The organism is Aerococcus sp. 150760013-2 (assembly GCF_053627715.1).
Map to the genome: position 1 here is coordinate 123,987 of NZ_JBSEYI010000001.1, position 24,411 is coordinate 148,397.

Consider the following 24,411-nt stretch of genomic DNA (forward strand, 5'->3'; position numbering starts at 1 on the left):
TTACAATATTCTTTATCAAAATGATTTCGTTTGATTATTCGCTATATCAACTGCCATAATGAAAAGCTTCTGTTGCCACGCCGTCAATCAAGAATTCTGATCCGGTAATAAAGGCGCCATCACTACTCATTAAGATTGACGCTAGATTAGCCACTTCTTCTAGCAAAACGGCTATCCCATACAAATCTACCTTGAGAATGGTTTCATTGGATGCTTGACTTGGTGACACCCTTGCCACATTAATCAACAGGTTAATTTCACCGTAGGATTGCCCTTTTTCAATAAAAGTGTCGATTGAATCCTTATCAGCTTTACCAATTTCAGTGGCTACAATATCATATCCAGCCCCCTCCAAAGTATCCGCAATCGCGATGACATTGTCAAATTTTTTGTCACCAATTAGAATCTTATAGTTAAAGCCGACACGACCGGCAATGGCCATCCCTAACTGACCAGCGCCAACTAACAATAGTACATCTTTCTTTTTAAAAACCCTAACAAAAACTGTGATTATTGCGTCACGAGATTAGGTTTAATCTATGTATTAAGAAGTAATTATAGAAAGTAGCCAGCTAATTTTCATAGAAAAACTGTAGCATCAATCTCACATGTCTGATGCCACAGTCTATTATTCACCGCTTGGCTATATATTCGTGTGTAAATTGAGTAACTTCATCATTATTCTTCTGTATCCACCATTCTATTCATGAACCATTCTACTTGTTGCGGGTCATCATGATCAAAGAAGGCAGATTCTTTCATGTCTAAAGCTGTGATTTTTTCTACATCTTCTGATGAAAGTTCAAAATCAAAAATATCTATATTCTCTGCCATCCGTTCAGGGCGAACTGATTTGGCTAAGGCCACTATCCCCCTTTGAATTAACCAGCGAAGAACCACTTGTCCAATTGATTTTCCATATTGTCTACCAATTTCAGCTAATATAGGATTAGTAAATAGATCATGACGACCTTCTGCAAATGGTGCCCATGCTTCAACTTGAACGCCATATTTTTCATGCCATTCTTGATCTTCAATTCGTTGATTCCATGGATTCACTTCGATTTGATTGATTTGAGGTGTCACTTCATTTAAGCCAACAAATTCAATCATTTTTGAAGATGTAAAATTTGAAATTCCAATAGCACGTAATTTACCAGACTTTTGACCAGCTACTAATGCACGCCAAGCACCGTATATTTCACCATATGGTTGGTGAATCAAATATAGGTCTAGATACTCTAATCCCATTACATTAAGAGATTGTTCAATCGTTTCAGCCGCCTTTTCTTCGGGGGCTTGAAGAATAAATAATTTGGAAGTTACAAAAAGGTCCTCTCTCCTAACCAACCCTTCGTCGATTGCTCGTTTGATGCCTTGACCTGTTTCTCTTTCATTACCATAAATAGTTGCAGTGTCGATTAAACGATAACCAACTTTTATTGCTTGATAAACAGCTTCTGCTGTTTCCTCTAAGGGAATTTGATAGACCCCAAATCCTAGTTGTGGTATTTCTACACCATTATTTAAAGTGATTGTTTGCATTTCACGTTCCTCCTCAATTTTTCTTTACATCTTGTATCCTAAACCTTGAAGTGAAGTCCATAGCAAGTAAAACATTCTACTTTTTACGTTCCCAAATTTTTTCAACTTTATCAGCAGTTATTTCTCCGGATTTAAATTTTGCGATGTGGTCATCATAAGTATCGATTTTATATACGAGTAAATCTCTAACTTCTTGCATTTCTGCCAATTTGGCATCTAATTCTTCTAACTGATCGGCTAAAATTTGTTTCTGAGCAAATTCGACATTTTCTGTTTTACGCAACTAGGCCAACTGGGCAAATTCGATTAATGATTCAATCGACAAGCCAGCAGTTCGCAAACTTTTTGCTAGAAAAATCCAATTTAAATCATTGGTTGTAAAATCTCGATAACCACTCTCATTACGGTGAACGGGTGGTATAACACCAACAAGTTCGTAGTATCTTAAAGTATCTACAGTTAAATCAAACATTTCCGCAGCTTTTTTTATATTCACTTCTATTCACCCCTATTCATTTTTTTTATTTCTAATGTTAATATACTGGACGGTCTCCCCCGTGAATATCTGGATCAGGAATACCTGCACTGTCGTATGATAGGAAACTTGAATCAGCGACAATTTGTAAAACTACACCTGTCATACTTTTGCATGAACCAGATACACCAAGATAGGTTTCATTTTTATGGGTAATTTCGTATTTGATTCCTCGGTCATTTAACCATGGTAATCTAAGGGTTGTATAATTTATATCAGACCTCACCATGATTTCATCGGAAATTAACGCCGATGGCAAACCATTGCTAATCATTACTTTATTCTAGCGTCCATATTCACCAGGCACTTCGCCGTAAATACCCAAAACGTTGGTATAGACTAAACGGTTCACGCCTGCTGCTTGGATATCAACTGGACTATCTAAACTACTCTCAATTAATGTGACATGGTCATTATTGGCATAGTGACTTAATCGGGATTTATGCCGTAAAAACAAAGTTAAATGAAAGTCGGAAAATGATTCCCTACGATAATACACGTTCTTCAATGAATTGAGCAATTTGACCATTGGCTACAATAATTAATACTTTCTTAGTCATTTTTCTACCTCCAAATTTTTCATCGATGTATTTCTAAACAAGTGTAAATCAAACATTAATACCATCTGACCCAGGTTTCGAAACAATCTGAGTAAGTCATTCACCGATCATACTTCCTTACAAACCATAGTCTAAACCTTGGAGTGGACTCCATAGCAAGTGATATGTCTATATTAAATCTGCAAATTTGCCAATAGAAAAATTTTGGGCGGTTTATAGCAGATAAGCTAATGATAATGGAAAAATCAAAAATTATAAAAAAAGAGACTAATGACATTTATCGTCATTAGTCCCAAAGTGATTGGTATCATAAGTATACCGTTTTAAATTTTATTCTTCGCCCATATCTAAGATGGCTAAGAAGGCTTCTTGCGGTACTTCGACTGAACCTATAGCCTTCATACGTTTCTTACCTTCTTTTTGTTTCTTCAATAGTTTTTGACGACGGGTAACGTCACCACCATACAACTTAGCCGTAACGTCTTTACGTAAGGCTTTAATATTTGTACGGGCAATAATTTTATGGCCAATCGCTGCTTGAATTGGTACCTCAAATTGTTGTCTTGGGATAACGTCTTTCAACTTGCTAACTAAAGTACGACCGCGGCTTTCAGCGAAATCTCTATGTACAATAATTGACAAGGCATCGACAACGTCACCGTTTAATAAGACATCTAATTTCACTAAGTTAGATTTTTGGTAGCCACCTAATTCATAATCTAAAGAAGCGTAACCTTTAGTATTTGATTTCAATTGGTCAAAGAAGTCAAATACAATCTCAGATAATGGCAATTCATATTTAACATCAACACGAATATCATCCAAATAGTCCATAGTGATAAAATTTCCACGTTTACGTTGGGCTAATTCCATTACGGCACCAACATATTCTTGCGGAACCATGATATTAGCTTTTACAATAGGTTCTTCAATAGATTCAACATAAGTTGGATCTGGCATTTCAGATGGGTTAGCAACTTCAACCATTGTACCGTCTGTTTTATACACATGGTAAATTACCGATGGTGTTGTCGCAATCAAGTCAATATTGAATTCACGTTCAATACGCTCTTGGATAACGTCCATATGTAACATACCTAAGAAACCACAGCGGTAACCAAAACCTAAAGCTTGAGAAGATTCCGCTTCGAATTCTAATGAAGCATCATTTAATTGTAATTTTTCCAAGGCTTCACGCAAGTCAACATAGTCTGAAGAATCCACTGGATATAAACCACAATAGACCATTGGGTTCATTTGTTTATATTCAGCTAATGGTTCGGTTGCAGGATTTGTCGCTAAAGTGACCGTATCCCCAACTCGTGTATCTTGGATAGTCTTAATAGATGCTGTGATATAACCTACATCCCCGGCCATCAAGTAGTCACGCGGAATTGGTTTTGGTGACAAGATCCCAACTTCAGTGACATCAAACGTTTTCCCATTTGACATGATTTGAATTCGGTCACCATTACGGATAACACCATTTTCCACCCGGACACTCAAAACAACCCCACGGTAGGCATCGTATACAGAGTCAAAAATCAAAGCTTGAACAGGTGCCTCAATTTCACCAGTTGGTGCAGGTACTTTCTCAACGATTTGTTCTAATAACTCATCGATACCGATGTTAGCTTTAGCTGAAGCCAATACAGCATCGGAAGCGTCTAAACCAATCACGTCTTCGATTTCTTGTTTCACTTTTTCTGGATCAGCTGCTGGTAAGTCAATCTTATTGATTACTGGTACAATTTCTAAATCATTTTCAACAGCTAGGTATACGTTAGCAAGTGTTTGGGCTTCGATCCCTTGTGCTGCATCCACAACTAATACGGCCCCTTCACAGGCTGCCAAAGAACGTGAAACTTCGTATGAAAAGTCTACGTGTCCTGGTGTATCAATTAAATGGAAAATATAAGTTTCCCCATCGTTCGCTTTATATTCTAACTCGATGGCATTCAACTTAATCGTGATACCACGTTCTTGTTCAAGATCCATAGAATCTAACATTTGGTCATGCATCTCGCGATCAGAAACCGTCCCTGTATTTTGTAGGATGCGGTCCGCTAAAGTAGATTTACCATGATCAATGTGCGCGATGATGGAAAAATTTCTGATTTTTTCTTGTCTGTCTTTCATTTCTTGGATATTCATTTTCCATCCCCCTCTTATGTTCAGCAATTATCATTATAGCAAAATTACCCTACCACCACAACATTTTGCCCACTTTAAGATCAACAAGTCCATCTGTAGTAATAGGCAAATGCTAAATTGAATGTGTCAGCTATTTTTCAAATTAAAATCAGTTCAAAAGTATGGCATCCTAGCCTCAATAAAGATTCCGTATCAATTAATATAGTGACTGAATTCAAATCCATGGAATTGGAAGACACTAATGCAATGGTTCTTGATGCCTTTGGCGAATATCTAGAAAAAGTGAAGGGATTGGAACCAAAAAGTGTCCGCAAACACCAAGATAGAGTAAATACTTTCATACAGACATATTTGCGATAGTATGTCTTAACTACACCTGTTGATGCGACAGATAAATTTGATATTGTCGAGGAGTGTTGAGTAATTTTATCGTTACAAAATATATCGCAAGTTCTAAGGCGGCTTTTTCTTCTTATAAAACAACCCAGAAACACTACTATACCTTCTTAAATTATGTTGATGAAATTTCGATGACCAATTGAAAGTAGTCAAGAAAACAATCGCGATTAGCGGCGACATCTGCTATGAACTAGGCAATATGGGGTTCTCTTTCTTGTTTTAAGCCTCAAAATTAAGCCCTCCTAACCGAATAACGCAAAAATAGTAGCACCAGTCATGTCGACTAGTGCTACTATTTTTCATTTATTAAGAAAATGCGTCTTTCAATTTATCAAAGAATCCTCTATCTTCTTCACTCACTTCGTCATTTGAAGCTTTAGCGAAGGCTCTCAATGAAGCTTTTTGTTCTTCATTCAGATTCTTAGGTGTAACCACCTTAACAACCACTGTTTGGTCACCGTTTGAATTACCATTTAATTTAGGTGCACCCTTTCCGCGTAGACGGAATTTCGTACCTGTTTGTGTACCAGCTGGCACTTTCATCGATACTTTACCGTGAACAGTTGGGACTTCAATTTCAGCACCTAAAGCCGCTTGGGCGAAGTTAATTGGTAAGACATAGCGGATTTCTGCCCCTTCACGTTCGAAGATTTCAGAAGGTTTCACACGGAAAACGACATACAAGCTTCCTGCTGGTCCATTATTTTTACCAGCATTCCCTTGGCCGTTAAGACGCATGCTTTGGCCATCTTCAACACCGGCTGGTACGCTTACTTTCACTTTATGTGTTTCAGTTTCACGTCCAGCACCGTGGCAGTGGTGGCAAGCTTGGTCGAATACTTTCCCTTTACCTGAACATTCATGACATACAGATTGAGAAACCACACGACCTAATGGTGTTTGTTGGTAAACTTTTTCAACACCGGAACCAGAACATGTTGGACAGGTATGGACCGCTGTACCTGGTTCAGCACCAGATCCTTCACATACTGTACAGTGTACTTCACGACGGTAAGAAATAGTTTCTTCAGTTCCGAAAATAGCTTCTTCAAATTCTAGGTCCATGTTGTATTGTAAGTCATCACCTTGTTGCGGTGCGTTAGGGTTAGCCGTACGGCCGCCTCCACCGAAGCCACTACCGAAACCGCTGAAGCCACCGCCTCCGCCACCAAAGAATTGCTCAAAGATGTCTTCAAAGCCAGAGCCGCCGTAAGATTGGTAACTACCACCACCAAATCCGCCGCCTCCACCGAAGCCACCGTCAGTAGCTGCGTGACCGTATTGGTCATAGGCTGCACGTTTTTGCTCATCACTTAAGACTTCGTATGCATCAGAAATTTCTTTAAATTTGTCTTCCGCATCCGCTTCTTTGTTGATATCTGGATGATATTTTTTTGATAATTTTCGATAGGCTTTCTTTATTTCATCCTTACTTGCGGTCTTTGACACGCCAAGGACTTCATAGTAGTCTCTTTTTTCAGCCACACTGTACTCCCCCTTGAATCATGCGTTATGCAGTCCATCATAACATAAGAAACCCCGCCCTCATAGAAGACAGGGTTTGAAACTTATGGATTATTTATCGTCGTTAACTTCCTCGAAGTCAGCGTCTACATCGCCATCATTGTCTGAAGAGTCGTCTGCGCCTTCTTGACCTTCAGCTTCTTGCGCTGCTTGTTCGTACAATTTAACAGTTAAAGCTTGAATTTTTTCATTTAATTCATCTTTTTTAGCTGTCATTGCTTCAACATCGTCAGCTTCTTGCGCTGCTTTCAATTCATCTTTAAGCGCGTTAGCTTCGTCAAGTTCAGCTTGATCAACTTTACCTTCTAACTCACCAGTTGTTTTTTCAACTTGGAAGATTAATTGGTCAACTTCGTTTTTAAGATCTGCTGCTTCTTTACGTTTTTTATCTTCTTCAGCATTCGCTTCAGCATCTTTCATCATACGATCGATTTCGTCGTCTGATAAACCTGAGTTAGATTGGATGGTAATTTGTTGCTCTTTACCAGTACCTTTGTCAGTCGCTTTAACATTTACGATACCGTTTTTGTCGATATCAAATGTTACTTCGATTTGAGGTACACCACGTGGTGCTGCAGGAATATCTGTTAATTGGAAACGACCTAATGTCTTGTTATCTGCAGCCATTGGACGTTCACCTTGTAATACGTGTACATCTACAGCAGGTTGGTTATCAGCAGCTGTTGAGAATACTTGTGATTTAGATGTTGGGATTGTTGTGTTACGGTCGATTAATTTAGTGAACACGCCACCCATTGTTTCGATACCTAATGATAATGGTGTTACATCAAGTAATACGACGTCTGTAACGTCACCTGAGATAACCCCACCTTGGATTGCAGCACCCATAGCTACTACTTCATCAGGGTTAACTGAACGGTTAGGCTCTTTACCAGTTTCAGCTTTAACCATGTCGATAACAGCCGGGATACGAGTAGAACCACCAACTAAGATAACTTGGTCAATATCTGATTTAGATAAACCAGCATCAGATAAGGCGTTTTTAACTGGTTGTTTTGTACGTTGTACTAAGTCGTAAGTTAATTCGTCAAATTTCGCGCGAGATAAAGTAACTTCCAAGTGAAGTGGACCTTCAGCACCCGCCGTAATGAATGGTAATGAAATTTGTGTTGACGTTACACCAGATAAGTCTTTTTTCGCTTTTTCAGCAGCATCTTTTAGACGTTGCATAGCCATTTTGTCAGAAGAAAGGTCAATACCGTTTTCTGATTTAAATTCAGCGATTAAGTGGTTTACGATGGCGTTATCAAAGTCGTCCCCACCTAAGTTGTTGTCACCAGAAGTAGATAATACTTCAAAGACACCGTCACCTAATTCAAGGATAGAAACGTCGAAAGTACCACCACCAAGGTCAAATACTAAGACTTTTTCGTCTGCGTCAACTTTGTCTAAACCGTAAGCTAATGCGGCTGCTGTTGGTTCGTTAACGATACGGTCAACTTCTAAACCAGCGATTTTACCAGCATCTTTAGTTGCTTGACGTTGTGCATCGTTGAAGTAAGCAGGAACAGTAATTACTGCGTTTGTTACTTTTTCTCCTAAGTAGTCTTCAGCGTAACCTTTTAAGTATTGTAAGATCATTGCTGAAACTTCTTGTGGCGTATATTTTTTATCTTCAATTTCTACAGTGTAGTTGTCTTCACCCATGTGACGTTTGATTGAAGCAATCGCGTTAGGGTTTGTTACCATTGAACGTTTTGCTACTTCACCAACTTGGCGCTCGCCATTTTTGAATGAAACAACTGAAGGTGTTGTACGGTTACCTTCTGGGTTAGCGATAATTTTAGGTTCGCCACCTTCTAATACAGCGACTGCAGAGTTAGTAGTACCTAAGTCAATTCCGATAATTTTTGCCATAATAAAACACGTCTCCTTTTTTAATTAATCTATCAATTTAAATGAATTTATCTGTGGTTAAAATCTATGTTAAATGAATTATTGTGCAATAGAAACCATTGCAGGTCTTAGTACACGATCTTTTAATACATACCCTTTTTGGAAAACAGCCACCACTTCTTCAGCTTGCTGGCCATCTTCAGCCGGCACCGCACTTACAGATTGGTGGAAGTTTGGATCGAAGAGTTCACCTTTAGGGTCAATCACTTCAACGCCTTCCTCTGCTAGAGCTTGTAATAAGCTTGCATGTACCATTTCGATACCCTTCACTAATTGCTGAGATGACTCATCATCTTTAGCTAATTCTAAAGCGCGTTCCAAGTTATCGATAGCTGGTAAAATACCCTTAGCTAAATTCTGTGACCGATACTTTGAAGCAGATTCACGTTCAGATTGGTTACGACGATGCATGTTTTGAATTTCAGCAGATAGACGCATAATTTGGTCATCTTTAGCCGCTAATTCAGCTTGAAGAGAAGCTAATTCGCTATCTTCTTCATTTACTATTTCAACTTGCTCGTCTTGAACGTCAGTTTCATTGATTTCTTCATCAACATTTAAATCTTGTTGATTGTCGTCCATTTTTGTCAATTGATAGACCTCCTAAGATTTATAATAATTGTCCAGGTATCTAGCCATTTCTTTTGAAATACTTTGGAAAAGCTGCGCCATACGAATGTAGGACATACTTTCCTGACCAAGTACCGCAAAAGTAATTAACTTACCTGATTTTACAGTACCCATGCTAGTAGACATTAAACTCATATTCTCCAGTGTCGGATCTTTAAGTTCTTTACCCACTCTCACTTGGATACCTTGGTCTGTGATATTAATCAGTGAAGCAATCACTGATCGGTCTTCTAGTAATTGACTTAATTGTGCAATACTAGTCCCATTAGCTGAATCAGCTAATGAAGAAAATAAATAATTTTGACCATTTACCCTCATGCCATCACTATTGAATTGATTCATAAACCGGTGTATCAAATGACTACTATCTTCATCGGACCGATTCATTTGCTCAATATCTTTTAAATAGTGTGTTTGCAGCCTTTCAATCACCGTTGCAAGCTCAAGGCCCACAAGTTCTTGATTCATAATCTCTGCAATACCCTCAATCAATCGCGGTGTAACCACCTCATTGAATGTCACAATTTGATTGCGAATGACACCTTTATCTGTCACCAATATGACCATTGCTTGGTCAGCGGTTAAAGACAATACTTGAAAATTGGCCAATCGTTGCCTTGCAATATCTGGCCCCATCGAAATAACGACGCTTTCTGAAAGCGAGGCTAAAGTCGCAGCCGTTTTTCGAATCACTTGACTCAAATCGTTATAAGGATCGTGGAATATCTCTCTAAGTAAAGCATCTTCCTCTTCCTCAAGCTCTAAATCAATCAATCCACCATAATATGGCATGATGTGATTAATATAGTAACGATAACCCGCCTCAGCTGGCACTCGTCCAGATGATGAATGGGTTTTAGAAATCAATGATAAATCTTCAAGTCTGGCTAATTCATTACGTATTGTAGCTGAACTTGCGTTTATTTCTTGATGTTGAGATAAAGTTTTCGAACCGACTGGTAATTGGTATTTTGAATAATGGTCAATTACCGCCTGTAAAATTAAACTTTGTCGTTTTGTTAACATCTTATCACCTCATTAGCACTTAACAACTCTGACTGCTAACATGTTTATAATATAGCACCTATCATTTCTTTTGTCAATAATAGTCAAACTTTTTTTTGACTTTTTTTGACATTTAAACCTTCCTTTAAAATTTGGGCTTTTGACGCTTGCAAGAAAAGCCATTTCAATCCCTTTTACAATAGAGAAAAGGACAACAAACTATTTGTAATAGTCCGTTGCCCTTTCGACTTGTATATTTTATCGATACGCTTATTTGTTGTCACGTAACCAGTTAGTCGCTGATGTTGCTAAGGTAGCAGATCCAACAATTAATGCTTCTTCGTTGAATTGTACTAATGGGTGGTGAACAGGGTATACTTCACCATTGTCATCTGGTAATGGACAACCAATGAAGAAGTATGTTGATTCTGGCAATTTGCTAGCAATGTGTGCATAGTCTTCTGAAGCTAAGTATGGTGGTACGTTCACCACGTCATATTTATCCGCTAAAGCTTCTTTAGCAGAGGCCATCACTTGTTCAGACATTTCTTTAGAGTTGGTTAATGACGGACAGTCAGCCATTACCTCATATTCAGTTTCAGCACGGAATGCTTTACCAATATGTTCAACAATTTCTGGTAAACGTTTTGAAACGTGGTCTGCTGATTCTGGGAATAATGAACGAGAAGTACCTTCTAAGACAACTGTATCAGGGATCACGTTGATAGCACCACCTGGCGCATTGATGTAACCCATAGATAAAGAAGCACCTTTGTTAGATGGTAATTCACGAGCTAAAATACCGTTCGCCCCATTAATAATTTGGCTAGCCACAAATACTGGGTCGATACCGTTGTTTGGCATTGCACCATGAGCACCCACACCTTTAATAGTGATACGGAAGTTTAAAGCAGATGCTAAAGCTTCTTTTTGGTGGATCTCAACGTCCACTTTGTCTCCATTTGGCCACATATGTAAAGCCATACCAGCATCTGGTGCTGGGTTTTCTAAAATACCTTCTTCAACCATGACACGTCCACCGTTTAAAGTTTCTTCTGCTGGTTGGAATAAGAATTTGATTTGACCTTCTAATTGGTTTTCGTTTTCTTTCAACATTTTTAAAACCATTAGTAAAATAGTGGTGTGCATGTCATGACCACATAAGTGTCCATTTTCATTTTTAGATGCACATGCTGATTGAGATTTTTCGGTAATTGCTAATGCATCCATGTCTGCACGTAACAATAAAGTTTTACCCTTAGCAGAATCACCCAATGTACCTGTAATTCCGTATGTATCACCTACGTTTTCGTATGCAATTCCAAACTTATCAAGTTTTGATTTCACAAGTTTAGTTGTTTTTGGTAATTCAAAACCAACTTCAGGGTTTTCGTGTAAATGACGACGAACCTTTACTGCATCATCAAAAATTTCTTTAGCACGATCCAAATATGCCATTTTGACATTCCTCCAATATTTTTTATTTCCTATTCCATTCTACTACTATTCTAAAAATTGCCTAATCGAATCTATAAAAACAATCAACTAAAAACCTTTTATATCAACGTTCCCCATTTTCTTGATTATACTTGCACACTTTTTGTCAAAAAAACGCCAAAGACAAGTCCCTAGCGCTCATTTCAAAGTTATATTTCACATATTTTACAAAAATACTATTTTTGCAAACTTTCTAAATAACTTTCAGCATCAACCACATCTTGATCCATTTGTTTAATCAACCCTTCAATGCCATCAAATTTAAGTTCAGGTCTCAAGTATTTATGCCAATAAACCGTTACGTATTCACCGTAGATTTCCCCTTTAAAATCTAAAAGATGGATTTCTACTGTACGCTTGCGGTTCTCCCCGAAGGTAATATTAGTCCCAATTGAAGCAACACCTGGGTAGACTTGCCCATTCAACAACATCTCAACCACGTAGACACCCTCAACTGGAATCAATGATTCTGCTGCAACCATTAAATTAGCTGTTGGATACCCTAGCTCACGGCCGCGTTTCTCTCCATGAACAACGATCCCGTCAATTGAATAGATATAGCCCAATTGTTGGTTAGCTTTGTCAATTTGACCAGTATTCAAGTCATGGCGAATTTCAGTTGACCCCACCTTGCTGGTATCTTCCGATAATTTATTCACTTCAATAATGTTAAACCGACCAGCTGCATGGCTAGCTAAGGTCCGCATGTTGGCGATGTCCTTTTTGCCGTAGGTATAGTCAAAGCCCGCTACAACCGATTTGGCATGCAAGCCTACCATATATTGGTCCACAAATTCTTGCGGTTTCAAGGCGGAGAATGATGACGTTAACTGGGTAACATAAAGATAGTCCACACCAATCTGAGTCATTAACCGCTCTTTTTCGACTAGAGTGGTTAAATAAGTCACTTCTTCAGGGTGTATTTGTTGATACATGATGCGTGGCGCCATATTAAAAGTCATCACAGCTAGTGGTAATTGCAAACGGTCAGCCTCATCACGAGCAGCTTGAATAACCGCCTGGTGGCCTCTATGGACCCCATCAAAAAAACCCAAAGCTAGGACAACATCGCCCGCATAGATCGTTGATTGTTCAAAGGGATGGTGTAAATTTATCGTTTTCATTCAGTATCGTCCAATCTTTAAAACATTTTACTTGGTTTTATTTTACCATCTTTACTTGGATGGACATCATAAAGCGCCTTTAACTTGTCGTCGATATAAGCCGTCACCGGTAATTGGTCTCTTAAATCAGCAGGTAACGTCGCTAATTCTAGGACCGACCCATTTTCCACCAATTTCACTAAGTGGCTATCCTTAGCCGGAACCTGCCAAACTGGATATGCTGATAAGGTCGATTCAACTGGTACCAACCAATTATAATCCTCAGCTTCAACAGCCTCTGCCAATTGTGATAGGGTCAGACAATCTTCCCTTGAAAAAGGGGTTGATCCTTCCCGAGTTAGGCTAGTCATCGTCGCTGGCACCCCTAGCTTTCGCCCTAAGTCACTGGCTAAAGTGCGGACATAGGTCCCCTTGCCACATACCACTTCAAAAGCAAAAACTTGCTTGTTGTCCTCAAAACGAGATGGTCCCATTAACTTGAATTCGTGGACAAATACCGGGTGTTCAGGTCGTTCAACTTCAAGGCCTTCACGGGCATACTCATACAGGCGTTTCCCTTTGACTTTAATCGCCGAATACATGGGTGGAATCTGAACGATATGACCTGTTAATTCTTGCATGAATGCTTGAATATAGTCATCTTCAAAAGGATTCGCTAAAGATTCTTCAGCAACCACTTCACCGTCCAGGTCTTCAGTAGTCGTCGCAAATCCTAAGGTGATTTCTCCAGTATAGACTTTGGTTTTGTCCATCAACAATTCAACCAATTTAGTCCCCTTACCTAAACAAATCGGTAAAACCCCGTCAACATTCGGGTCTAAGGTCCCTGTATGGCCGACTTTCTTCATTTTTAAAATCTTTCTTACTTTAAATACACAGTCGTGACTAGTCATGCCACGTTCTTTCCATAAAGGCAAAATGCCATCCATAAACTCACCTCATATCTAGCATATTGTAACATATGACCCACAAAAAAACTGATTCAAATTGTGGCGAATCATTATTTGAACCTAAAAAATCCTAGTCCAAAAATAAGGCAAACTAAAAAAAGACCTCGTCAACCAGTAGTTGGCTACGCAAGTAAACACCTGTTGCTAGTTAGCTTGACTATCCTCTTGTCATTTTCATATCAAAAAAAGAGGTGATAACAGAATCACCCCTCAAATTGCTTATAGTCATGTTAACGAATAAATGAGAAGACATGGTTCCAGCTAGCTGGGTTTAAGAAATTGAAGGCTGATTGGTCAGACGATACGCTGTATCCAATCAAACCACCGATAATGAATAGTAGGAAGCCAACAATCAATAACAGTAGTCCCCAAAATACAATTTTCTTCCATGGTTCGTTGATATATTGATGATAATATTTCATTTCGTCACGACCATTCTAATCTAGTAAACTAGCAAGCTCTGCGTCTGTTTTACCATCCACATCCACGCGAAGTACATTTGCGCCTAAGGCTTGTAATTTCTTTTCGAATGAGTGGTAACCACGGTCTAAGTATTTCAGTTCAGACACTTTGGTCATCCCTTCAGCCTTCAAACCAGCCAAAATTAAGGCTGCTGCTGAACGTAAATCAGAAGCCGCTACTGCTGCCCCTTGCAACTTAGCAGGACCGTTCATAATAGCTGTATTGCCGTTAATATTAAAGTTAGCGTTCATTCTACGCAATTCTTCTAAGTGCATAAAGCGATTTTCAAAAACAGTTTCTTCCATTTCTGAAGTACCTTCTGCTAAAACTTGGGCAACAGTAAATGGTGATTGAATATCAGTCGGGAAACCAGGATATGGCAAAGTTCTTGCTTTTGTTTGATGCAAAACGGTAGAACCTTGCACACGGACACCAGACACGTCTTCAGTAATTGTCGCACCTAATTCTTTTAATTTAGAAATCAATGGTTGGTTGTGTTCTGAAATCGCGTCTTCAATGTAGACATCACCTTCAGTAATGGCTGCAGCTACCATAAATGTTCCTGCTTCAATACGGTCAGGGATGACAGAATGTTCAGTTCCTTCAAGGCTTTCAACCCCACGGATTTTAATGGTATCTGTGCCGGCACCTTGAACGCGACCACCCATTTTATTGATAAAGTTAGCTAAATCAACGATCTCAGGTTCGCGAGCAACGTTCTCAATGATTGTTGTCCCTTCAGCTAATGTAGCAGCCATCATAATATTTTGTGTTGCCCCAACACTTGGGAAGTCTAAATAAATGTTCGCACCCACTAATTTATCAGCGCTTGCTTCAACATAACCTGCTGTAGTCGTTACTTTGGCACCTAAAGCTTCAAATCCTTTGACATGTAAGTCAATTGGACGCGAACCAATAGCGCAACCACCTGGCATAGCAAATTTAGCATGACCATAACGAGACAATAATGGCCCCATTACAACGATTGAAGCACGCATCTTGCTGACAAGTTCAAATGGTGCTTCAGTCGTTAGATCACTAGAAGCGTCCACGATAATTTCATTGTTTTCTTCATCGAAATCAACTTGCGCATTCAAGTTACGCAATACATCGTTCATTACATATACATCTGATAGTAATGATGCATTGGTAATGCGACTTTTCCCTTGGTCTGCTAATAAAGTGGCTGCTAATAAAGGTAAAACAGCGTTTTTTGCACCATCAACCCTTACATGCCCATTTAACTTACGGCCACCCTTAACAATCATGTTTTCCGTCATTTTTATTATCACCTATCTAATATTAATTTATTTGTTTCAAATGTTTATGCTTGGTATTGTATATCAAGAGTAGCATATACATGTAATTGATGACAATTATAAGGTACCAAATAGACGGTCACCAGCGTCACCAAGACCTGGTAAGATGTAGCCATCTTCGTTTAACTTCTCATCTAATGCACCCGAAAAAATATCAACTTCTGGGTAAGCATCTTGTAAAGCTTTAACACCTTCTGGCGCTGCAACTAAACATACAAATTTAATGCTTTCAGCTTTGACATTACGTTTCACTAGAGAATCAATGGCCATGATGGCAGATCCACCAGTCGCTAACATTGGGTCTACTACGATTACTTCACGCTCTTCAATGTCTTGAGGCATTTTGAAGAAGTATTCTTGTGGTTGTAAAGTTTCTTCGTCACGGAACATACCAATGTGACCTACTTTTGCTGCAGGCATCAATAATAGCATGCCATCAACCATTCCTAAACCAGCACGTAAAATTGGGGCAATCGCTAATTTTTTACCAGCAATAACTTTTTGGGTTGTTTTAACTAAAGGTGTTTCAATTTCAATTTCTTCCATTGATAAATCACGCGTTACCTCGTAACCAAGAAACATTGTAATTTCATTTACCAATTCACGGAAACCTTTAGTGCCTAAATCTTTATCACGTAACATAGCCATCTTGTGTTGTACTAAAGGGTGATCAATTACAACTAATTTACTCATGAATATTTACCTCACTTTTAAATTTTATGCAGCCAATTAATTTTGCTCAAACTCTAGATATTATATAGGACTTGAAAGTCTAGCGCAAGTAAGCTAGGCCTTCAAGTCCTATAAATGAGATTATTTTAATGGAATTGCTTCAGTTAAGGCTTTAACAGATGCACGAACTTCAGCACGAACAGCTTCATCTTGAGGATTTCTGATGATTTTAGCAATCAATCGAGCCACTTGTTCAGACTCCGCTTCTTTAAATCCACGAGTGGTGATGGCAGGCGTACCAATACGGATACCGCTTGTCTTAAATGGACTTAAAGTTTCGTTTGGAATAGTATTTTTATTTACAGTAATACCAACTTCATCTAAGGCTGTTTCGATTTCAGCACCTGTCACGTCAAAACCGATAACTTTTAGTAATAACAAGTGGTTGTCTGTTCCACCAGATACCATTGGAATGCCTTCTTCATTGAAGATTTTTTCAAAGGCTTTGGCATTTTTGATAATTTGTGCTTGGTAGTCTTTAAAGTCGTCTTGTAAGGCTTCACCGAAGGCAACAGCTTTGGCAGCAATCACGTGCTCTAAAGGGCCACCTTGAATGCCAGGGAAAATAGCAGAGTTTAATTTCTTACCGTAATCTGCGTTCGCAGTTAGGATTAAACCACCGCGAGGTCCACGTAAAGTTTTATGCGTTGTAGAAGTCACAACGTCTGCATAAGGAATTGGATTTGGATGTAGACCCGCTGCAACTAAACCAGCAATGTGAGCCATATCAACCATAAAGTATGCACCAACTGCTTTAGCAGTTTCAGCAATTTCTTCAAAATCAATCGTGCGCGCATAAGCTGAAGCACCGGCAACGATTAATTTAGGTTGGTGTTCTTTGGCTAATCGGTCGATTTCAGCATAATCAATATATTCTTCATCATTTGTGACATTGTAAGCAATAAAGTTATATTTCTTACCAGAGAAATTTACTTTTGACCCATGAGTCAAATGCCCACCATCAGTTAAGTTCATCCCTAAAACTAAATCACCTGGCTCTAAGAAAGCGTCATATACGGCCATGTTGGCTTGTGAGCCTGAATGTGGTTGTACATTTGCGTATGTTGCACCAAATAATTCTTTAGCGCGGTCGATCGCCAATGTTTCAATCTTATCCACGACTTCACAGCCTCCGTAGTAACGTTTACCCGGATACCCTTCAGCGTATTTATTGGTTGCAATTGATCCTTGCGCACGGCGTACATCCTCCGATACCCAGTTCTCGCTTGCGATTAATTCAATCCCATGTTGTTGGCGGTCCATTTCCTCATCTAATAAATCAAAAATAATGTCGTTACTCATGCATCTGCCTCCAGCTTTATTTTTTGATAATATTCCTTGGGGTCTACCTTATCCAATTTATTTATCTAGGTCTATTCTACCACGGTTGAACTCGCTTTGATCAAACGATTCCGATATGCCCCATTTTTTTCTGTATCAGGATACAATTCTACGACAATTTGTTGAATATTTTCTTGGTCATCAAACATTCTTAAAGCTGCAAAAAGTTGTTGTGTAGCGGTTTCTATTGTCGGTCCCAGTGATACAATCGAGGCAACTGACGTTTTGTACTTTTCAAAATTATTTTCACTAGTTGCTAGTGCCACCTTGATCGATTGACTAGATAGATCAGCTAGCACATTCGACATTTTGTCAGACGAAACGGCCATCACAGGTTGGTTAGGACTGTAGTGAATATATTTCATACCTGGTGCTTTTGGCGCCTCTTCCGCGTTATTGGCAATGGTCCCGCCAATATATATCGGCATGTCTGTCACCACTTCAGCTAGCATGGACTTGGTGATGTATCCAGGTCGCAAAATGGTTAACCCTCTTGAATCTGTCAGATCTAAGACCGTAGATTCAACCCCAATACGAGTTGGTTCAGCATTCACAACGCCACCAATGACCCCATCAAAGTCATGCATCACATGAGCAACTTGGGTTGGACTCGGTTTACCCGAAATGTTAGCTGATGGGCCAACGATTGGAAAGCCAGTTGCGCGAATTAAATCGCGGGTCGTTCCATGGTCCGGTAAGCGAATCCCTACTGTATCCATGCCACCAGTTACGACACTTGGGAAGGTATCTGGTTTAACAGGTACAACCAAGGTCAAAGGACCTGGCCAAAATTGTGCTGTTAATTTTTCAATTAAGTCATGTCTCTCCAGGTCATTATCAATCATATAGTCAAAAATATCTTCTGGATCAGCGATATGGACAATCAAAGGATTATCGCTTGGACGGCCTTTTACTGTATATACTGATTTAACAGCATCCGCATTATTGGCGATAGCCCCTAGACCAAAGACTGTTTCAGTTGGAAAAGCCACTAATTGGCCATCTTGCAGTAAGGCTGCTCCTTCATCAATTTCACTTGCTTGAATGATTTTTGTCATTATTGGTTGAACTCCTTTCTTATTTCTATGGATTTTTTAGATTGTTGTATTATATGGATTTTGGATGACTAAAATTCGATCATTGCCCGCATAATCTTGGATAATGTTTACCTCGGCGTCCGTCATTCGCAGGCGGTCTTTAGCGCCAGCAAGCAAGGATGGCCCTTGTTGGTAACCAAATTCCCCAATAAAGTAACCCGGCTTAGCCAAATAATTATGGATTTGGTCGAATAAGCGCCAATAAATTTGATAGCCGTTTTCCTCTGCAAAAAGGGCTAAATCTGGTTCATATAGGACCGTTGATTTGGACATCACATCCGTTTCATCTGAGCCGATATAAGGTGGGTTTGAAATGATTAAATCAAATTCTTGGCCAAGAACTGGTTCAAATAAATCACCAAGTTGAAAATCAATAACAGCTTTTTTATCCGCAGCATTTTCACGGGCAATATTTAAGGCATCCGGTGAAATATCTGTCGCCGTGACTTGCAGGTTTGGGAACAGTTGTTTTAAGGTAACCGCAATAATCCCCGTACCAGTACCAATATCAAGTACCCTTGCATCTTGCGCGATATGTTCTTTTTTGATTAAATCGGCCACATATGACACCAAATCTTCCGTTTCCTGTCTTGGGATTAAGGTAGCTGGTGAAACCTTGAAAGTTTCACCGTAAAACCAAGCCTTCCCGACAATATACTGCCAAGGATAGTTTTCTTTAGCCACCTTCTCAATAGCCGCTTGATAGGCTTCTTTCAGGTAAATGGGCATGATGTCCTTACGTTTAAGGGCCCAATCTGACACTGAAAAATCGGCTAAATCAAGCAAGAGATGATAAGCAATTTCAGCGTCTTGGTTATTTTCTTCTAAAAAAGAAGAGGCCCAAACCTGGACCTCTAGATACGTTTGATTAATCATTTAACTCCTCTAACTTATTGGCTTGATCGGCTAATAATAAAGCGTCAACGATTTCATCCAATTCGCCGGTCATGATACGGTCTAATTTTTGAATAGTTAAACCAATTCGGTGATCAGTCACACGATTTTGAGGATAGTTGTATGTACGGATACGTTCTGAACGGTCCCCGGTACCTACTAAGTTCTTACGTTGTGAGTCATATTCATTCTGTTGCTCTGAAGCAATTTTTTCGTATACGCGCGAACGTAAGATCATCATTGCTTTATCTTTATTTTGTTGTTGTGAACGTTGGTCTTGCATAGCCACTTGAATACCTGTTGGTTCGTGGGTTAAACGAACGGCAGAAGACGTCTTGTTAACGTGCTGACCACCGGCACCAGAGGCGCGGTAAATATCAATACGAATATCACCATCATCTAAATCGAAGTCGATATCTTCAAGTTCAGGCATGACACCCACTGTAGCAGTAGAAGTATGGACACGACCTTGAGACTCTGTATCTGGTACACGTTGTACACGGTGAGCGCCAGATTCAAATTTCAATTTAGAATATACATTGTCCCCTTGAATTTGTAGAGTGATTTCTTTGAAACCACCGATATCATTACTAGATGATTCAACAACTTCAACGCGCCAACCTTGGCTAGTTGCATAACGATTGTACATTTCATACAAGTCACCCGCAAATAATTGGGCTTCATCCCCACCCGCTGCACCACGGATTTCCATGATGATATTTTTGTCATCATTTGGATCTGAAGGAATCATTAAACGTTTAATCTCTTCTTCAAGACTGTCACGTTCTGCTTTTAATTCTTTCAATTCTTCTTTTGCTAATTCGGTCATTTCATCATCTGATGACTCTGCTAATAATTCCTCAGTATCTTCAATAGCTTGAATCACATCTTTGTAGTGACTAAATGTTTCTACTTTCGGTCTTAAATCAGCTTCTTCTTTAGAGATAGCACGGAACCGTTGATTATCATTAATCACGTCCGGGTCACTCATTAACTCAGTTACTTCCGCATAGCGGGCAATAAATGAATCTAATTGGTCTGTAAACATGCTCTCAACTCTTTTCTATTTCTTTATGTAAAACTTACAGTCTATTCTCGATATTAATCTAGGTGTGGCAAAAGTTATTTCACTTACACCTACTTGCTATTCACCATTATTGCGCTCAATATAGATTTTACCATCTTTCAATGGTGGATGGTGATAATGTTTACGACAAACTGGGTAATAGGCTTCATTTCCGCCAATTTGCACTTGCTCACCCTCATACACCGGTTTCCCGTCAGCTACACGCATGTTCATAATAGCCTTCTTGGCACAGAACCAACAGATGGTTTTCACTTCTTCAATCTTGTCAGCTAAAAGTAATAGGTATTTAGATCCTTCAAACAAGTTATTTAAGAAGTCATTTTTCAAGCCAAAGGCCATAACTGGGATATCTAATTCGTCAACAATACGTGCCAATTGGTAGATGTGGTCTTTTGATAAAAATTGGGCTTCATCAATTAACACACAATAAATTTTTTGGTCGTTCTCTCGCATATAAGTGGTTAAATCCTCATACACATCCGTCTCCGTCGCAATTGCACGTGCTAATCTTTCTTCACCCACACGACTAGACACATTCCCGACACCTGCACGGTTATCAACAGCGCTGGTATAAACCAAGACATGTTTGTTTTGTTCTTCATAGTTATGTGCTACCTTAATGATTTCAAAAGACTTACCACTATTCATTGCACCGTAACGGAAAAATAACTGAGCCATCTAAACACTCCCATACTTTTTAATATCGATTTACTCAGCTATTCATTTTACTTTTATTCCCGTCACTAGTCAATTTTATTTCCTGCTTGCAAGTCAAATTCCCGGTAAAAGTTTAAAGAAATTTTAAATGACAGGAAATTTTATAGAATTTTGCTCACCTATGGTAAAATTAGTTCATTAAGAGTTCGCCTAAGTAGCGGATAGCAAATGATTAGGGGAGTGCCAAAAATGAAATTTAAGAGTCAACTAGCAACAGTAGCTGGCCGTACAAGCCAACAATTATTAAAGAGATTTACAAGCGGTGGTACTTCTCTACCCGGTAAAATTGCACAGAAAATTGATCCTGAGATCCTAAAAGCCTTAGGTGAGAATTACCGTGTAGTCATTATTACGGGTACCAACGGTAAAACAGTGACCACTGCCCTAACTGTCAATATTTTGAAACAAAAATTTGACCATGTCATGACTAACAATTCAGGGTCAAACATGCTGCAAGGTATCACCTCATCCTTCATTGAAGACTCTGGTACAAAGTCCAAGGATAAAGTGGCTGTTCTTGAAGTGGACGAAGCATCTTTACGTCATATCACTGAACATATTAAACCAGAAGTGATTTTAACCACCAACATCTTCCGCGACCAAATGGACCGCTATGGTGAAATCTACACCACTTATGACTTTATCCTACAAGGTGCTGCAAAAGCGAAAGACGCTATTCTAATGCAAAACGGTGATGCGCCAATTTTCTCATCACGTAAAGTAGACAACAAGCAAGTTTTTTTCGGTTTCAACACAGAAGACCAGTCAAAAGACTTCCTAGCAGACAACAATACTGACGGTGTTATCTGTCCGAACTGTGAACATGTTTTACATTATCATAGCATTACCTACAGCAACCTTGGTGACTATTTCTGTCCAAACTGTGGCGTGAGTCGTCCAGAATTAACTTATCAAGTAGAAGAAATTAATGAACTAACACCGGAATCAGCTAGCTTTACAATTGATGGCTACCAATACAGTATTCCAGTTGCTGGTTTATATAATGTCTACAACGCCTTATCAGCCTATTCACTAGGCCGGTATTTTGGTGTTAGCCAAGCAGATATCGCTGAAGGATTGCAAGGGGCTAAACGTATTTTCGGGCGTCAAGAAGCCATCAACGTGGAAGGTCACGACTTACGGATTAACCTTATCAAAAACCCTGTAGGTCTAAACCAAATCATCGAATTATGTCTTTTAGAAAAAGCACCATATACCCTGATTTCAGTTTTAAATGACCGTCCCGCTGACGGCCAAGATGTATCTTGGATTTGGGATGGTAACTTTGAAAAACTAGCCGAAATGGACAATATTGAAGCTTCTTATGTGGCAGGTATTCGTGTGGCTGACTTGTCTAAACGTATGGCAGTCGCTGGCTTTAACCAAGACCAATTAATCCAGTTAGAAGATCCTAAAGCCATTATTGAAACAGTGAAAAATGCACCGACTGAAAAAGTCTATATTCTAGCGACTTATACAGCTATGCTTGCTATTAGAAAAGAATTGGCTGAATTAGGTTACGTGAAGGAGCGCATGAGTTAATGGAACAAACTTTAAAAATTGCCCATTTATATGGGAACTTAATGAATACATATGGTGATAACGGTAACTTGTTGATGTTACAACATGCAGCGAAAGCACAAAAGGTCAATGTTGAAACCCAATTAGTCTCTATCGGTGATGAATTTGACCCTAGCCAATTTGACCTTGTCTTCTTTGGTGGTGGCCAAGATTATGAACAAAAAATTGTAGCCCGTGACATCCAATCAAAAAAAGAAGCTTTAACCCAGTATATTGAAAACGACGGTGTAACAATCGGTATCTGTGGTGGATTCCAATTGCTTGGAAAGTACTACATCAATGCTGCTGGCGACCGGTTAGAAGGTATTGGTGCCTTAGACCACTACACATTAAATCAAGACAATAACCGCTTTATTGGTGATATCGTCATTGAAAATGACCGTTTTGGCCAGACTTACTACGGCTATGAAAACCATAACGGCCGGACCTTTTTAGGGGAAAATACTCAACCCTTAGGTAAAGTGGTTACTGGTTTTGGTAACAACGGTGAAGACCAAACGGAAGGTGTTATGTATAAAAATACTTTTGGTTCATACTTCCACGGCCCTTTATTAGTACGTAACGAACAATTAACCAATGAAATTGTTGGTCTAGCCATTAAAAATATGCAAGCCAGATTAGCGAAAGAAAACCAGTCAGCTTAAATTTGAAGTCCCTTTTGCTTAAAAGTAAAGGAGCTATGTTATGTGTGGTCGCTATTTATATGATAAAAATGAGCAAATTCTCGTCGATTATTACGAAGAAATTACCAGTCGCGGTGTTGATGTGACTGACTTAAGGGATGGGACGATCTTTCCTTCTAATCAGGTGGTGACGCTTGGCGCTAATCCTGACGGGGAAATCGTTTCTGGTATTACGCGTTGGGGATTTACAGGTTTCAACCCCAGTCAATTGATGATTAACGCCCGGGTTGAAACCCTCCGCGAGAAGAAGACTTTTAGAGGGCCATTTGAAGGTCAACGGATTGTTTTCCCTATGTCAGCCTTCTTTGAATTTTCTGAAGATAAGGAAGCTTATACCTTTTCGGATTCTGGTCGGGTCATTTATGCGGGTGGTTTTTACCGGATTTATCCTGACAAAAAGACTGGGCAAAAACAAGCTGAGTCTATTATCATCACTACGGAACCTGATGAAGTTGTTAGCCCCATCCACAACCGGATGCCCCTTTTGATTCCACAAGCAGATATTGCTAAATGGATTTTAGATGATGACTTTGCCTTCAATTATCAAAAGCCTACACACCAACAATTAGTACCCACAAAAGTATCGTGACATTTCAATAAGATGTACTCAAAAAGCGAGCCGTTTAGATTAAAACGACTCGCTTTTTGTTGTACATAC

General features: G+C 39.2%; 21 protein-coding genes and 2 pseudogenes. 3 read left to right on the forward strand and 20 right to left on the reverse strand.

The window, feature by feature from the left end; all coding sequences use genetic code 11:
- Positions 1-46 precede the first annotated feature (46 nt).
- The 20 genes and pseudogenes from ACUW85_RS00585 to ACUW85_RS00680 form a co-directional block, all read right to left on the reverse strand.
- The gene (locus ACUW85_RS00585; RefSeq protein WP_259345321.1) at positions 47-469 is read right to left on the reverse strand and encodes a Rossmann-fold NAD(P)-binding domain-containing protein; all 423 of its coding nucleotides are present in this window, start codon (positions 467-469) and stop codon (positions 47-49) included.
- A gap of 209 nt (positions 470-678) precedes the next feature.
- Positions 679-1,545, reverse strand: coding sequence for an aldo/keto reductase (locus tag ACUW85_RS00590; RefSeq protein WP_149314587.1), 867 nt, complete (start codon positions 1,543-1,545; stop codon positions 679-681).
- Positions 1,546-1,621: 76 nt separating this feature from the next.
- Positions 1,622-2,041: pseudogene (locus tag ACUW85_RS00595) on the reverse strand (MerR family transcriptional regulator).
- Positions 2,042-2,078: 37 nt separating this feature from the next.
- A pseudogene (locus tag ACUW85_RS00600) lies at positions 2,079-2,640 on the reverse strand (NAD(P)H-binding protein).
- Between the two features lie 330 nt (positions 2,641-2,970).
- The gene (gene lepA / locus ACUW85_RS00605) at positions 2,971-4,794 is read right to left on the reverse strand and encodes a translation elongation factor 4 (RefSeq protein ID WP_048727409.1); all 1,824 of its coding nucleotides are present in this window, start codon (positions 4,792-4,794) and stop codon (positions 2,971-2,973) included.
- Between the two features lie 705 nt (positions 4,795-5,499).
- The gene (dnaJ, locus tag ACUW85_RS00610; RefSeq protein WP_182022995.1) at positions 5,500-6,678 is read right to left on the reverse strand and encodes a molecular chaperone DnaJ; all 1,179 of its coding nucleotides are present in this window, start codon (positions 6,676-6,678) and stop codon (positions 5,500-5,502) included.
- A 90-nt stretch (positions 6,679-6,768) separates the two neighbouring features.
- Positions 6,769-8,595: a molecular chaperone DnaK gene (dnaK, locus tag ACUW85_RS00615; protein WP_048727418.1), complete on the reverse strand. Its 1,827-nt coding sequence runs from the start codon at positions 8,593-8,595 to the stop codon at positions 6,769-6,771.
- A gap of 78 nt (positions 8,596-8,673) precedes the next feature.
- Positions 8,674-9,225: a nucleotide exchange factor GrpE gene (gene grpE / locus ACUW85_RS00620; RefSeq protein WP_182022994.1), complete on the reverse strand. Its 552-nt coding sequence runs from the start codon at positions 9,223-9,225 to the stop codon at positions 8,674-8,676.
- A gap of 12 nt (positions 9,226-9,237) precedes the next feature.
- A complete protein-coding gene (gene hrcA / locus ACUW85_RS00625) occupies positions 9,238-10,290 on the reverse strand; it encodes a heat-inducible transcriptional repressor HrcA (RefSeq protein ID WP_016897082.1) in 1,053 nt (350 codons plus the stop codon).
- A gap of 249 nt (positions 10,291-10,539) precedes the next feature.
- Positions 10,540-11,727, reverse strand: coding sequence for a M20 metallopeptidase family protein (locus tag ACUW85_RS00630; protein ID WP_182022993.1), 1,188 nt, complete (start codon positions 11,725-11,727; stop codon positions 10,540-10,542).
- A 215-nt stretch (positions 11,728-11,942) separates the two neighbouring features.
- Entirely contained in the window at positions 11,943-12,890 is a 948-nt protein-coding gene (gene ribF, locus ACUW85_RS00635; protein ID WP_182022992.1) for a riboflavin biosynthesis protein RibF, read from the reverse strand.
- A gap of 17 nt (positions 12,891-12,907) precedes the next feature.
- Positions 12,908-13,819, reverse strand: a complete 912-nt coding sequence (gene truB / locus ACUW85_RS00640; protein WP_182022991.1) for a tRNA pseudouridine(55) synthase TruB — start codon at positions 13,817-13,819, stop codon at positions 12,908-12,910.
- Positions 13,820-14,070: 251 nt separating this feature from the next.
- On the reverse strand, positions 14,071-14,262 hold the full coding sequence (locus ACUW85_RS00645; protein ID WP_069285919.1) for a DNA-directed RNA polymerase subunit beta: 192 nt from the start codon (positions 14,260-14,262) through the stop codon (positions 14,071-14,073).
- A 15-nt stretch (positions 14,263-14,277) separates the two neighbouring features.
- Complete coding sequence (gene murA / locus ACUW85_RS00650) at positions 14,278-15,582, reverse strand: UDP-N-acetylglucosamine 1-carboxyvinyltransferase (RefSeq protein ID WP_182022990.1); 1,305 nt, start codon at positions 15,580-15,582, stop codon at positions 14,278-14,280.
- A 96-nt stretch (positions 15,583-15,678) separates the two neighbouring features.
- Complete coding sequence (gene upp, locus ACUW85_RS00655) at positions 15,679-16,314, reverse strand: uracil phosphoribosyltransferase (RefSeq protein WP_016897076.1); 636 nt, start codon at positions 16,312-16,314, stop codon at positions 15,679-15,681.
- A gap of 120 nt (positions 16,315-16,434) precedes the next feature.
- Complete coding sequence (gene glyA / locus ACUW85_RS00660) at positions 16,435-17,655, reverse strand: serine hydroxymethyltransferase (RefSeq protein ID WP_182022989.1); 1,221 nt, start codon at positions 17,653-17,655, stop codon at positions 16,435-16,437.
- Between the two features lie 71 nt (positions 17,656-17,726).
- The gene (locus tag ACUW85_RS00665; RefSeq protein ID WP_182022988.1) at positions 17,727-18,752 is read right to left on the reverse strand and encodes an L-threonylcarbamoyladenylate synthase; all 1,026 of its coding nucleotides are present in this window, start codon (positions 18,750-18,752) and stop codon (positions 17,727-17,729) included.
- A gap of 36 nt (positions 18,753-18,788) precedes the next feature.
- Positions 18,789-19,667 (reverse strand): peptide chain release factor N(5)-glutamine methyltransferase, encoded by an 879-nt coding sequence (prmC, locus tag ACUW85_RS00670; protein WP_182022987.1) that lies wholly within the window; start codon positions 19,665-19,667, stop codon positions 18,789-18,791.
- Complete coding sequence (gene prfA / locus ACUW85_RS00675; protein ID WP_048727442.1) at positions 19,660-20,733, reverse strand: peptide chain release factor 1; 1,074 nt, start codon at positions 20,731-20,733, stop codon at positions 19,660-19,662. Before prfA ends, prmC begins: the two co-directional genes overlap by 8 nt.
- 96 nt (positions 20,734-20,829) lie before the next feature.
- The gene (locus tag ACUW85_RS00680; protein WP_016897071.1) at positions 20,830-21,450 is read right to left on the reverse strand and encodes a thymidine kinase; all 621 of its coding nucleotides are present in this window, start codon (positions 21,448-21,450) and stop codon (positions 20,830-20,832) included.
- Between the two features lie 228 nt (positions 21,451-21,678).
- Between ACUW85_RS00680 and ACUW85_RS00685 the strand changes: the two genes are divergently transcribed.
- The 3 genes from ACUW85_RS00685 to ACUW85_RS00695 are packed head-to-tail and all read left to right on the forward strand — an operon-like array spanning position 21,679 to position 24,342.
- Positions 21,679-23,031: a Mur ligase family protein gene (locus tag ACUW85_RS00685; RefSeq protein WP_048727445.1), complete on the forward strand. Its 1,353-nt coding sequence runs from the start codon at positions 21,679-21,681 to the stop codon at positions 23,029-23,031.
- Entirely contained in the window at positions 23,031-23,714 is a 684-nt protein-coding gene (locus ACUW85_RS00690; protein WP_048727447.1) for a type 1 glutamine amidotransferase, read from the forward strand. Before ACUW85_RS00685 ends, ACUW85_RS00690 begins: the two co-directional genes overlap by 1 nt.
- Before the next feature lie 40 nt (positions 23,715-23,754).
- Positions 23,755-24,342 carry an SOS response-associated peptidase family protein gene (locus tag ACUW85_RS00695; protein ID WP_048727449.1) on the forward strand — a complete coding sequence of 196 codons (588 nt, stop codon included), beginning with the start codon at positions 23,755-23,757 and terminating at the stop codon, positions 24,340-24,342.
- The last annotated feature ends 69 nt before the right edge of the window (positions 24,343-24,411 follow it).

What these genes read in the sequence shown, in the direction of transcription:
- ribF (WP_182022992.1), bottom strand. Translation starts at nt 12,890, where the DNA reads ATGAAAACGATAAATTTACACCATCCCTTTGAACAATCAACGATCTAT.
- hrcA (WP_016897082.1), bottom strand. Translation starts at nt 10,290, where the DNA reads ATGTTAACAAAACGACAAAGTTTAATTTTACAGGCGGTAATTGACCAT.
- ACUW85_RS00630 (WP_182022993.1), bottom strand. Translation starts at nt 11,727, where the DNA reads ATGGCATATTTGGATCGTGCTAAAGAAATTTTTGATGATGCAGTAAAG.
- dnaK (WP_048727418.1), bottom strand. Translation starts at nt 8,595, where the DNA reads ATGGCAAAAATTATCGGAATTGACTTAGGTACTACTAACTCTGCAGTC.
- ACUW85_RS00685 (WP_048727445.1), top strand. Translation starts at nt 21,679, where the DNA reads ATGAAATTTAAGAGTCAACTAGCAACAGTAGCTGGCCGTACAAGCCAA.
- prfA (WP_048727442.1), bottom strand. Translation starts at nt 20,733, where the DNA reads ATGTTTACAGACCAATTAGATTCATTTATTGCCCGCTATGCGGAAGTA.
- ACUW85_RS00665 (WP_182022988.1), bottom strand. Translation starts at nt 18,752, where the DNA reads ATGACAAAAATCATTCAAGCAAGTGAAATTGATGAAGGAGCAGCCTTA.
- ACUW85_RS00590 (WP_149314587.1), bottom strand. Translation starts at nt 1,545, where the DNA reads ATGCAAACAATCACTTTAAATAATGGTGTAGAAATACCACAACTAGGA.
- lepA (WP_048727409.1), bottom strand. Translation starts at nt 4,794, where the DNA reads ATGAATATCCAAGAAATGAAAGACAGACAAGAAAAAATCAGAAATTTT.
- prmC (WP_182022987.1), bottom strand. Translation starts at nt 19,667, where the DNA reads ATGATTAATCAAACGTATCTAGAGGTCCAGGTTTGGGCCTCTTCTTTT.
- murA (WP_182022990.1), bottom strand. Translation starts at nt 15,582, where the DNA reads ATGACGGAAAACATGATTGTTAAGGGTGGCCGTAAGTTAAATGGGCAT.
- ACUW85_RS00695 (WP_048727449.1), top strand. Translation starts at nt 23,755, where the DNA reads ATGTGTGGTCGCTATTTATATGATAAAAATGAGCAAATTCTCGTCGAT.
- ACUW85_RS00680 (WP_016897071.1), bottom strand. Translation starts at nt 21,450, where the DNA reads ATGGCTCAGTTATTTTTCCGTTACGGTGCAATGAATAGTGGTAAGTCT.
- truB (WP_182022991.1), bottom strand. Translation starts at nt 13,819, where the DNA reads ATGGATGGCATTTTGCCTTTATGGAAAGAACGTGGCATGACTAGTCAC.
- ACUW85_RS00690 (WP_048727447.1), top strand. Translation starts at nt 23,031, where the DNA reads ATGGAACAAACTTTAAAAATTGCCCATTTATATGGGAACTTAATGAAT.
- glyA (WP_182022989.1), bottom strand. Translation starts at nt 17,655, where the DNA reads ATGAGTAACGACATTATTTTTGATTTATTAGATGAGGAAATGGACCGC.
- upp (WP_016897076.1), bottom strand. Translation starts at nt 16,314, where the DNA reads ATGAGTAAATTAGTTGTAATTGATCACCCTTTAGTACAACACAAGATG.
- ACUW85_RS00645 (WP_069285919.1), bottom strand. Translation starts at nt 14,262, where the DNA reads ATGAAATATTATCATCAATATATCAACGAACCATGGAAGAAAATTGTA.